Here is an 11,939-nt window from a genome sequence, read left to right as displayed (position 1 = left end):
AAATTGTTCGAGATTGAGAATCATTATCACTAAATTAATCTATAAACGGAGGTCTTAAAATGGTTCGCCTCTACACAAACGAATTAAACATTGGCTACGGTGAACGCCTCATCGTGAAAAACTTAAGTGTGGATATCCCTGATAAAAAGATTACAACGATCATAGGTTCTAATGGTTGTGGAAAATCGACTTTACTGAAAGCGATTACCCGTATCATCCCCCACCACTCTGGTAACGTCCTGTTAGATGGTGAAAACATTTCTAAAGGAAACACAAAGGAATTAGCGAAGAAGATGGCGATTCTTCCGCAAACCCCTGAGAGTGCCAGTGGACTGACGGTAGGGGAATTGGTTTCATATGGTCGTTTCCCTCATCAAAAAGGAATGGGCCGTCTATCGAAGAAAGATTATGACGTCATCAACTGGGCGCTTGAAGTGACAGGGACCCTGGAGTTTAAGTACAGGGAAGTCGATGCCTTATCAGGAGGTCAAAGGCAACGCGTCTGGATTGCCATGGCTCTTGCCCAGGAAACAGATATCATCTTTCTAGATGAACCGACTACATATTTAGATATGGCTCACCAGCTGGAAGTACTGGAACTTCTACAGAAGCTGAATAGAGAACAGGAACGCACCATTGTGATGGTCCTCCATGATCTAAATCAAGCTGCACGATTTGCCGACTATATCGTTGCTTTAAAAGAAGGGGAAATCGTGAAAGCCGGAAATTGTGAGGAAGTCATCACCCATGAGGTCCTGAAAAAAGTATTTCAAATCGATGCTGAGATAGGAAGAGATCCTCGAACAAACAAGCCAATGTGTTACACATATAATCTACTAAAAGGAGAAGATCAACATGAAGAAATGGCTCATCCCGTTTACTCTGCTGTTAGTGCTGCTCGTTAGTGCCTGCAGCAACAGTTCTACTAAAGAAGAAGGTTCGGATTCAAAAGAAAAGGAAAACAAATCTTCTGATACCATCACCTATCAATCAGAAAATGGACCGGTTGAAGTACCGGCAGATCCACAGCGTGTAGTCGTACTTTCCTCATTTGCCGGAAACGTCATGGCGTTGGATGTGAATGTTGTAGGTGTGGACTCATGGTCTAAAATGAATCCCCGTTGGGATAAGGAATTAAAAGATGTGGAAGAAGTAACCGACGAAAGCCTGGAGAAAATCATTGAGCTTGACCCTGATCTAATCATCGGTCTATCCAATATTAAAAATGTCGATAAGTTAAATGAAATTGCCCCTACTGTTACATACACTTATGGAAAAGTAGACTATTTAACACAGCACATCGAAATTGGAAAACTACTAAATAAAGAAAAAGAAGCGACAGAATGGGTGGATGACTTCAAGAAGCGTGCCCAGAATGCCGGAAATGACATCAAAGCAAAAATCGGGGAAGATACAACCGTCTCCGTAATTGAAAGCTTCAATAAGCAATTATACGTATATGGAAACAACTGGGGTCGCGGGACAGAGATCCTGTATCAGGAAATGGACCTGAAGATGCCTGAAAAAGTAAAAGAACAAGCGTTGGAGCCTGGATATTTCGCTCTTTCAACGGAGGTCATGCCTGATTATGCCGGAGATTATCTGATTATAAGCAAAGATCCAAAAGCAGATAACTCATTTATGGAAACAGAAACATACAAAAACATTCCTGCTGTCAAGAACAACCAAGTATATGAAGTGAATATGATGGAATTCTACTTTAATGATCCATTAACACTGGATTACCAGTTGGATTTCTTCAAAGAGAAATTTCTAGGCAACTAATTCGTAAAGGGGATTCTTATCACAAGAATTCCCTTTCTTTCTACTCCATTAAAGAAAAGATGATTGATTATGAAAACTCAAAATCAGCGATTTCCATTTTTCTATAAATTGATTGGGTCCCTTCTCGTATTTGGTGCTGCTTTTCTGGTATCTGTCGTGTTTGGTGCTGCAGAGACAACAGTGAAGGACGTATGGCTCGCATTGACTCCAGCCGGTGCCGGAGATAAGGTGACCATCCTGCGGGAGATACGCTTCCCTAGAGAAGTTGCCGCCATTGTGGTAGGAGCTTCTTTAGCCGTCTCAGGAGCCATCATGCAGGGCATGACGCGAAATCCCCTTGCAGATCCGGGGTTGCTCGGATTGACAGCGGGAGCAAACGCTGCATTGGCCGTTGCTCTCGCCTTTTCACCTTCAATCAGCTACTATGGCATTATGATTGCCTGCTTCATCGGCTCTGCTGTAGGAGCATTGTTGGTATTCGGCATCAGCTCTATGAAACGGGGCGGATTCTCTCCCTTTAGGATTGTTTTGGCCGGTGCTGCCGTTTCCGCCTTTTTATTTGCCATTTCTGAAGGAATCGGTCTTTACTTTAAGCTTTCAAAAGATGTGTCAATGTGGACGGCCGGTGGAATGATCGGGACAACGTGGAACCAGCTTCAAGTGATTGTTCCATTTATATTAATCGGTATCGTGGTTTCAATCTTTTTATCCAGACAACTAACCATACTAAGTTTAAATGAGGAAGTTGCCGTCGGATTGGGTCAACGTACGGCTTTTGTGAAAACCATCCTGTTCATCGTGATTGTTTTACTTGCAGGCGCTGCCGTTGCCCTCGTCGGGAATATGGTATTTATCGGCTTGATGATCCCCCATATTGTCCGGGCTGTGGTTGGGACGGATTACCGCTTCATCATTCCCATCTCCACTCTGTTTGGAGCAACATTCATGCTCCTCGCAGATACGCTCGGCCGAACAATCAATGCCCCTTACGAAACACCAGTGGCAGCGATTGTCGCGATGATGGGCTTACCTTTCTTCCTATTTATCATACATAAAGGAGGGAAAGGCTTCTGATGATACATCCGGATTTGATCAAAAAACAACGATTACTTCTTATTGGACTGCTGATCCTTATCGCAGCCACAACATTTTTTAGTATTGGACTGGGCTATTCTTCTGTTTCCTATGATCGTCTACTCCCTACTATTTTAGGTGAAGGGTCATTTAAAGAAGAATTCATACTATTTTCCATTCGTTTACCAAGAATCATCATTACGATTTTGGCAGGGATGGCCCTGGCGCTTTCCGGTTCCATTTTACAAAGTATCACACGTAATGACTTAGCTGATCCAGGTATCATCGGAATCAATTCCGGGGCAGGGGTTTCCATTGCCATCTTCTTTTTATTTTTCCCGATAGATGCCGGTTCCTTTGCGTATCTGCTGCCGGTTGTGGCTTTCGCAGGTGCTCTTCTTACAGCCTGTCTCATCTATATGTTTTCGTATAGTAAGCGGAATGGGATTCAGCCTGTCAGATTAGTCTTAGTAGGGGTCGGATTCTCCATGGCACTGTCTGGGCTCATGATCATTCTCATCTCAAGTGCCGAACGGGCAAAAGTGGATTTCATTGCCATGTGGCTGGCAGGGAATATCTGGGGGTCAGACTGGCCGTTTATCTGGGCGCTTCTACCATGGCTCGTGATTCTGATTCCGTTTGCAATCTATAAATCTCAGATGCTGAATCTTCTGGGATTGAGTGAACCTGTCTCTGTTGGTGTAGGAGTTTCCATCAATCGTGAACGTTTCATCATGCTGATGGTTGCTGTTGCCTTAGCCGCATCCGCTGTTTCCGTCACAGGTGGAATCGCCTTTATCGGATTAATGGCTCCCCACATCGCCAAAGCGTTGGTCGGACCACGCAATCAAATGTTCATCCCGATTGCCATACTTCTGGGAGGCTGGCTATTACTACTCGCTGACACAGTCGGTCGTAATATCCTGGAACCCGATGGCATTCCAGCAGGGATCATGATTGCTTTGATCGGGGCTCCTTATTTCATGTATTTGTTATTGAAAAAATAAGAACGAAATAAAGAAAGGTACCGGACTCTCCGGTACCTTTCTCCGTTCCATTACCTTGCAGTGGGATTAACGGCATCTGTTACAAATTCCTCCTCTTTCTCTTCCTTCACAGGTTTCTTACTCCAGAACGTCGCAAGAATCGGGCCTGAGATATTATGCCACACGGCTGCTATGACACTCGGTAAAGCAGCCAGTGGTCCAAAATGGGCAGTGGCAAGCGCAACTCCAAGTCCAGAATTTTGCATCCCGACTTCAATCGAAATCGCCCTTCGCTTACTTTCATCTAACTTCATAAGGACTCCCGTTCCATACCCCAGTCCAAGTCCAAATAGATTATGCAGAATCACAGCCGTAAAAATGATCACTCCCGAGGTTGCAATATTTTCAACATTTGCAGAAACAACAGCCGATACAATGATAATGATGGCCAATACTGAAATCAACGGAATGACATTTAAACTTTTTTCCACTGTGCTCGGGAATAGTTTTCGAATGACTAACCCAAGAGTGATGGGTACGATGATCACTTGAACGATGGAAAGAAACATGGCGATTGGATCGACAGGAAGCCATTGGCCCGCTAATGCTAGTAAAATCAGTGGAGTCGCGATTGGGGCCAATAATGTTGAAAGTGATGTCATGGCCACGGATAACGCCAGATTCCCTTTTGCCAAATACACCATGACATTGGATGCCGTCCCACCGGGAACCGACCCCAGTAATACTAATCCAGCAGCTAATTCATTCGGTAGATTCAGTATGTACGCTATCAACAGGGCACCTAACGGCATGATGATGAATTGCGCCAGGACTCCAGTGATGACTGGCAAGGGCTTCTTCAGAACCAACTGAAAGTCCACGGGCTTTAATGTAAGTCCCATACCGAACATCACGACACCTAATAGTATTGTTATATAGCCTCCCAATGGCAGGAATGGAGCAGGAACAAAATAGGCTACCGCCGCTACGAGGATGACCCAAATAGCGAAATACTTACCTGCCAGATTGCTGATGGTTTCGAGTAGTTTCATTTCTGCTCCTCCTTCTTTTTATGTACTAGTTTGTGAGGATTAAAGAGTTCATTTGGATCAAGTGCCAGCTTGATTTTCTCCATTACTTGAAGGGCACCACCGTGTTCCCGCAGTTGATATTTCATCTTTCCGACTCCTACACCATGTTCACCCGTACATGTGCCATTTCGTTCAAGGGCATACTCCACAATTTGTTCGTTATATATTTCCGCTCTCTTCACCTCTTCAGGGTCGTTTAAATCAATCATGAGTGATGTATGGTAATTCCCATCTCCGACATGTCCGAGGATCCCCCCTATCAACTCTAATTCTTCCAGCCTTTTTCGTGCATACTGCACGGCACCGGACAGTTCTGAAATGGGTACGCACACGTCTGTCACCATGAGCTTCCTTCCTGGGTTTCCATGTACATAAGCATAGGCAAGATTATGTCTCGCTTCCCACAATCTATTCCTACCTGCAGTGTCTTCTTCAAACACAATCTCTTCACAGTCATGATCAGACATAATCTCTTTGGTGAATTCTACATCTTGTTGGAGACCTGCTTCATTACCATGAAACTCAAGAAAAAGAGTAGGTTTTTCTTTATAATCCGTCTCACTGAATCGATTCACTTGTATCATCGATGGTTCATCCACCAGCTCCACCCTCGCAATCGGAATGCCTGCTTGTAAAATGGACACGACCGCTTCCACTGCATCATTTATATGATTGAACGATGCACGTGCCGCCACGATATGCTCAGGGATGCCATATACGCGTAGGGTCAACTCCGTAATACACCCCAACGTGCCCTCTGAACCTACGAATAAACTGTTTAAGTGATAGCCCGACGACGATTTCTGAGCCATGTTTCCTGTGTGAATCACTTCTCCATCGGGAAGCACCACTTCTAAATCCCGGACTTGATCCCGCATGACTCCATATTTTACAGAAGTCGTCCCGCTCGCATTCGTGGCAGCCATGCCTCCAAGGGTCGCATCAGCACCGGGATCAACTGAAAAAAAGAGACCATACTTCTTCAATTCTTTATTTAACTGAGAACGTGTAACACCAGGTTGGACCTTTACAAGAAAGTCCTTCTCCCTTACCTCGAGTACTTTATTCATCCGGGAAAAATCAATGGTAATTCCCTTATCGTATGGAATCACATGACCTTCAAGGCTTGTACCAAGACCAAATGGAATAATGGGTGTGTGATGGGCAGCTGCCAACTTCACAATCGCACTCACTTCCCCGGCACTCTCAGGGAACACCACTATATCGGGAGAGCTCGGCCTATGATAGGATTCATCCTTCCCATGCTGCTCTAAAATCGTTTCATTCACCGTCACTTGATGACTGCTTACGATTTCACTTAATTCATCGAACAAACCACTACTCTTCACACTCATACGCCTTCTCCCCTTCTAAAAAAATGTATAATGTATCGAATTATACCTAATAATCAGAATATTTCAATAGTAAAAAAGATATTTCTTTCTCCGAAGAGGGACGCACCTCTGTTTGTATTAGAAGAATGTTATAGGGATGGGACTCAATACTGAATAAAGTGACGGGTGTGAGGTCCGTCCCTCCCCAAAAAGCGGCACCGTAAATTGAGGGACGGACCTCCCAAATAGTGATTTATGAGAAGAATGCTGTAAAGGAAAGGATTCTGTATTGGTGAGAGGTCCGTCCCTCAAGAAAAAAGTGGCACCGGAATCATCCGGTACCACAATACAATGGTTTAATTCTCTATCAATCTTTTCAATTTCTCTTCCAACACCACAAATAGCTTACTCAATTCTTGTTTCGAAACGTTCTCGTATTGATCTCCTACACTTACTTCATACGCACACTCATCTTCACTCACTTTTTTCACATACCCCGTTAAACCAATGCCTGTCTCGTCATACACATCCATTAAAATAGTTTCCATATCTTTTTGTGGATAGTGGAAGAAGACATGAAACATATTGGAAACAGGCTTTTCAGGAAGAGTTGATACACCCCGGCAGCCGTTAAAAAGACCTGCAAGTTCTTTTGCTCCTTCGTAATACTGATCCATTTTGTGGATTCGTTGGTCAAAATAGTGATTTGCACTCAGGATGTATGGATAGAGACTGATGAGATCACCTCCATGACGTCTTTTCCATACTTTTGATTCTTTCGTAAACTCCTCGCTTCCTGCCAGGATCGCACCTGCAATTCCACCGATCCCCTTATAGAATGAAAGATAGACACTATCGAAAAGAGTACAGACTTCCTCTGCTGTTTTCCCATAATGGGGCAGAATTTCATAAAGCCTGGCACCGTCTAAATGGATCCTGATACCTCTATCCCGGCAGTATTCAGAGATGGCTTCTAGAGTCTCGTAGTCTGGCAGTTGACCGCCGATTTCCCTTTGAGGCAGCTCTAACAGTAAGCATGCAATGTCCTCTTTAAGACCAGTCACATCTTCCAGTCCAATTACACGCTCCTTCTCAGCTAGTAGAATCGGTTCAATTCCATGTAATTTCTTCAGCCCATCTTCTTCATGAATCTCTAAATGACATAAAGGATGGTATGCCACTCTGTGCAAATCTTTTTGATCACACCAAATACGAAGGGCGATCTGCTGAGCCATCGTTCCACTTGGGAAGAAAACGGCACTTTCTTTTCCCAGATAGGCTGCCATCTTGTTTTGGAAGTCTTCTATTATTTTTCCTGATCCGTAAATATCGCTTTCAACGTCCCCATCTACATCCACTAAAGCACCTTTAAGGACATCCAGATTTCGTTTCCCATGTCCCTGAAGTTGATTAGCAGTTTGTTTATACGCTTCAAATAAAGTCTTTTCTCCCATCGATTTGCTCCCTTTTATGAGTTCATCACTTTTTCAATGAATCCCTTCACTCGTTTCTTGTATTCCTCTTCTTCTACCGTAAAGCCTTCTGTGTGACCGGCGCCTGGTACAATCCATAATTCTTTCATGGTATTCGTTGCTTCGTACAGGCGATTAGCCATTTCGGTTGGAACAAGTTCGTCCTGATCTCCATGAATGATGAATAGAGGTAATTTGTTTTTCTTCACCTGATCGAGTGCCGAGGCTTCTCTGAAGGTATAGCCTGCTCGCAACTTCGTCACCACACTCGTTACCTCCATAATCGGAAATGCCGGCAAGCGGTAAAGATATTTTAATTGATGAGTCAGTTCTTCTTCCAAAGAGGTGTATCCGCTGTCGGCAATGATTCCTTTCACCTCTTCGGGAAGGTCCTCACCACTTGTCATCAATACGGTTGCTGCCCCCATGGAAAAGCCGTGCAAAAAAATGGATTCTTCACTTTTTTCATTGATTAAGAGATTGATCCATTCTTTATAATCCAATCGATCGTCCCAGCCATAACCGATATAATCCCCTTCACTTTTTCCATGCCCTCTCGCATCGGGTTTGAGAATATTGTATCCTTCCTCGTAATAAAATCTTGTGATTTCTGGCATCTGCTCGCTGGTCCCTTTATACCCATGGGCGAGGATAACGGATTTCCCATTCGGTGACTCATTTTCAAGGTATTGAGCTCTAAGGGTCAAACCGTCCTCTGTTTCTACCTCAACCGATTCGAAGTTCCGCTTACTTGTCCAGTTCCTTAATTCTTCTAATCTTTTTTGTTCTTCCTCCAAAGCACTGACGGCTTCAACCGCTTCTTCCGTCCCGCCATATAATTCTATTGCCTCATTACTTCTATTAATTGCAACTTCATAAAAATAGTTTCCGGCTACAATAAGACCTACCACCAATAACAACAACAAACTGCTCATGATCCATGCGATACGTTTTTTCATGACACGGCCCCTTCGTACAAGTAGTTAAGTCTATTTTACTTGAAGCCGGTATGAGTTTCATAGAATAAGGCATATTCATATGTGCTATTTAGCTGATGTTTTTCCACATTCAAAACCACCCATGTACTCTTGCGCTACATATGAATTCTAAACCATGACGTCACTACTTTCCTTCCACCTGGTCATATAAGATTTCTCGATAAAATCCTTCCGGTCCCCATAAATCCGGATCACATCGCGGATTTCTTCCGCCAGGTATTTTTCATTCCGGTTATGGGCGAGGGATTCATAGCCGGATCCTCTTTGCAAATAATCAGATGAGGCAACGGAATACCACTTCTCATCTTCCAGAGGAGCATTCCCGATGAGGATTTCCGATATTCTTTTACCATCATGAGTAATCTCTGCTCCAGAAACATGGAGCCTTCCAACGAATTTCCCCCGGAATCCCGGGCCTCTTCCATCAGCTAAACAAACTCCAGCATCCAGAGACTGCTGGATGGCCGTACGAATATGCTTTCCTTGAATGTCAAAAGACGTTGGATTCAAGGGAGATGGACAGATTTCAATCAATTTTTTATTGCTGATATGATCAAATGCACCAGCGTTCACTATCCCACTATTGATCAAGCCAAGATCACATTCCAACATGTCCTGCAGCCCGTCGGCGATTAAATTCGTGATTGGATTCTCCGCAATCACATCATGCCAGAGGGACTGGTCGAGTTTATATAATGGCCTGCTTAATACGTCAATCGCTTTCTCTTTATTTTCTTTTAAAATGGCAACGACCTCTTTATCGATAGGAGAAGAATCCGTAGCAATCGTTTCCCCCCGGAGTAACTTGACACCATCTTTTGTTACATCCACTTCCACAATTCCAATGTACTCCCCATAACAACCGGCACTATTCATCACGGTCCCGTTCATAACTTTAGCTTGTGGATAAAGCTTGTGGTCATGAGCAGATAGGATGATATCGACTCCATCCAGTTCATTCGCCAGCTCATCATCTGCTGGTGTCCCTACATGATTGAGAAGAATGCAAACATCATAGTTTCCACTATTACGTTTCATTTCCTCAACGATTGCATTTTTATAATCGGTTATATGCACACCCAGACCGTCATTGAAACCCTCTAAGTCCGGGGACGAGCCTGTAATCAAGATGCGCAAACCGTTTTTTTCCAGTATGACGCTTGATTTTACCCCATTGGCCACCGTTTTATCTTTCCTATAAAGGTTATTACTGATAAACGGTACGGGAGTACTGCTTGCCATATGCTCAAGCGTATCGAATCCATTGAACATTTCATTGTTTCCAATTGTTAACGCATCATAGCCGACAGATTCCAACAGTTCGATAGCTGCCATTCCTCTCGTTCCTTGAAGCTCGACACTTCTAAAATCAGCAAAGTCCCCCCCATCAAGAATAAGTGTGTTCTCGTCTTTATGCGCTTTAATCAAGGACGCTGCTCTCGAGAACTCATCAAAATGGCTGTGTAGATCATTAGTATGAATAATTTTTAATTTCATTTTTACCTCCAAAATGTTTTTCAGAACACTCTCTCTATTAATATTAAGGGAAATCAGCTATGTGTAAAGGATTTTTATGGAAATAAAAGAGCTTATCTTCCACGTAATGGGAGATAAGCTCTTCAGATACCTTTATTCTCTTCGACCAGTTCTGTATAGACAACCAATCTTTCTACATAATTATGGATTTCCCTGTCAAAATAACCCGTGCACGTAATCAGATTAAGCATGCGTTTTTCACTGGGACCAAATATGCTTCTAAGAGGCGCGTCATCTTTTTGATAAGCGACTTTTTCCCTCACTACAAATGTCAGGATAGCTCCATCTTCATCTTGTAAATGGATCTCATCCCCAGGCTCAAGTTCATTTAATTCAAAAAAAACAGCAGGTTTTTTCTCATCATCTACATGTCCCGCAAGGACGGCATTCCCTTTTTCCCCCGGTTGAAAGCCCGGTTCAAACCATGCAACTTCCTTTCCGTTATCCGGAAGCTCCATATTCCCTTCGTTATCCAGTCCGAATTCCTTGATAGGTGCTTCGAGGTCAAGCTTCGGTATGGAAAGAATAGCCGGTGTCATGCTGTATCCTTCTTTTTGCGGTTCAGGAGTAACGGGTTGAACAGGTTGTTCAATGGTGGATGATTGAACCTCACTTTCCGTAACCGATTGTGGCTCTTCGGCAGCACATGCCGCCAGAAGAGCCATCAAAGGGATAGACAAAAGAAGTCGTTTCATTATTTTTGCAGTTTTCTGCGGGTAACAAATAGTAGTGCTGCTCCACCTAAAACTGCCGACGCAAGTACGATTGGAAGAGTGGAAGACGATTCAGTTGCTGCTCCACCCATACCTGTTTCAGGCATGCTACCAGGCATTAATGTATAATCCTTCAGAACAAGTACTTCCAATTGATCTGCTGTATTGACTGCGAACACGCTGTATACTGTATTTTCTTCAAGCATCGTTCCAGACAGATCCAACACTTGATCTCCTTCTGGTGTTCTGATTTCCAGGTCATATGTTCCTGCATCTAATTCCTGATAATCAGTAATCGCTTTGAATTCAGCTCCACTGAATAACGCATCTCCACCTACAAGACCAACATCCACAGTAGGTGCATCCGGGGAAAGATGCCCAACGCGTACCTTAGTCATACCTTCTGTTACTTCCATTGAATCCTGTGCTACGACTAATTCAAGGTTTTCAACTGTATTAGCAGCCGCGACAGTGTAAGCCATTCCTGCTTCAACCGTTAAATCTTGAGAAATGACAGGGTCTTCGCTTCCCATTGTGCCTGCTGCATAAATTTCTACTTTATGGTCCCCTGCAGGAAGATTCATGTAATCTGTTGCTGCTTTAAACTCTGCGCCTTCAACCACTGCGTTTCCGTCCACATACACATCGACAGCCGGAGCATCAGGAGAAGCATGGACAATACGCACCATCGCATCATTCTCAGCCGCAAATGCACCTCCAGCCAGTGATAACATTAACATGACAGTTGCCAAAATAGAGAAAATCTTTTTCATTTCTTCCACTCCTTTATATTTTGTACAAGTTTTGTATTTTACTTGTATATAAAATGTATAACTAATAGAGAAATATATCAATTAATAAACTGTCCTGTTAGCACATTCAACTCTCTGAGGACATTTTCAATCACAAAAGGAATACTATTTTCAATAAAGCACTTAAACTGATTACCA

Annotated in this window: 11 protein-coding genes; 4 read left to right on the top strand and 7 right to left on the bottom strand. The window is 43.4% G+C overall.

What is annotated here, in order from left to right:
• The first annotated feature begins 59 nt into the window (after window positions 1-59).
• The 4 genes from ACOSV2_RS15065 to ACOSV2_RS15050 all read left to right on the top strand — a co-directional run bounded on the left by ACOSV2_RS15065 (window position 60) and on the right by ACOSV2_RS15050 (window position 3,866).
• A complete protein-coding gene (locus ACOSV2_RS15065; RefSeq protein ID WP_428975820.1) occupies window positions 60-905 on the top strand; it encodes an ABC transporter ATP-binding protein in 846 nt (281 codons plus the stop codon).
• A complete protein-coding gene (locus ACOSV2_RS15060; protein ID WP_428975819.1) occupies window positions 856-1,785 on the top strand; it encodes an iron-hydroxamate ABC transporter substrate-binding protein in 930 nt (309 codons plus the stop codon). Before ACOSV2_RS15065 ends, ACOSV2_RS15060 begins: the two co-directional genes overlap by 50 nt.
• Window positions 1,786-1,854: 69 nt before the next feature.
• Window positions 1,855-2,859, top strand: a complete 1,005-nt coding sequence (locus ACOSV2_RS15055) for a FecCD family ABC transporter permease (protein ID WP_428975818.1) — start codon at window positions 1,855-1,857, stop codon at window positions 2,857-2,859.
• Window positions 2,859-3,866 carry a FecCD family ABC transporter permease gene (locus tag ACOSV2_RS15050; protein WP_428975817.1) on the top strand — a complete coding sequence of 336 codons (1,008 nt, stop codon included), beginning with the start codon at window positions 2,859-2,861 and terminating at the stop codon, window positions 3,864-3,866. The genes ACOSV2_RS15055 and ACOSV2_RS15050 overlap by 1 nt, the downstream gene beginning before the upstream one ends.
• Before the next feature lie 50 nt (window positions 3,867-3,916).
• On the opposite strand, the gene ACOSV2_RS15045 is transcribed toward ACOSV2_RS15050, so the two are convergent.
• The 7 genes from ACOSV2_RS15045 to ACOSV2_RS15015 all read right to left on the bottom strand — a co-directional run bounded on the left by ACOSV2_RS15045 (window position 3,917) and on the right by ACOSV2_RS15015 (window position 11,762).
• Window positions 3,917-4,897, bottom strand: a complete 981-nt coding sequence (locus tag ACOSV2_RS15045) for a bile acid:sodium symporter family protein (protein WP_428975816.1) — start codon at window positions 4,895-4,897, stop codon at window positions 3,917-3,919.
• Window positions 4,894-6,291: an FAD-binding oxidoreductase gene (locus ACOSV2_RS15040; RefSeq protein ID WP_428975815.1), complete on the bottom strand. Its 1,398-nt coding sequence runs from the start codon at window positions 6,289-6,291 to the stop codon at window positions 4,894-4,896. Before ACOSV2_RS15040 ends, ACOSV2_RS15045 begins: the two co-directional genes overlap by 4 nt.
• Before the next feature lie 335 nt (window positions 6,292-6,626).
• Window positions 6,627-7,724 (bottom strand): threonine aldolase family protein, encoded by a 1,098-nt coding sequence (locus ACOSV2_RS15035; protein WP_428975814.1) that lies wholly within the window; start codon window positions 7,722-7,724, stop codon window positions 6,627-6,629.
• A 14-nt stretch (window positions 7,725-7,738) separates the two neighbouring features.
• A complete protein-coding gene (locus ACOSV2_RS15030) occupies window positions 7,739-8,701 on the bottom strand; it encodes an alpha/beta hydrolase (protein ID WP_428975813.1) in 963 nt (320 codons plus the stop codon).
• A 147-nt stretch (window positions 8,702-8,848) separates the two neighbouring features.
• Complete coding sequence (locus tag ACOSV2_RS15025; protein ID WP_428975812.1) at window positions 8,849-10,237, bottom strand: bifunctional metallophosphatase/5'-nucleotidase; 1,389 nt, start codon at window positions 10,235-10,237, stop codon at window positions 8,849-8,851.
• Between the two features lie 122 nt (window positions 10,238-10,359).
• Window positions 10,360-10,971, bottom strand: coding sequence for a class F sortase (locus tag ACOSV2_RS15020; protein ID WP_428975811.1), 612 nt, complete (start codon window positions 10,969-10,971; stop codon window positions 10,360-10,362).
• Window positions 10,971-11,762, bottom strand: coding sequence for a DUF4397 domain-containing protein (locus tag ACOSV2_RS15015; RefSeq protein ID WP_428975810.1), 792 nt, complete (start codon window positions 11,760-11,762; stop codon window positions 10,971-10,973). Before ACOSV2_RS15015 ends, ACOSV2_RS15020 begins: the two co-directional genes overlap by 1 nt.
• Window positions 11,763-11,939: the final 177 nt, after the last annotated feature.

The sequence above is a fragment of the Rossellomorea sp. DUT-2 genome (assembly GCF_052665285.1).
The sequence above is the reverse complement of the archived record's forward strand: the minus strand, read 5'-3'. Positions and strand labels throughout refer to the sequence as shown.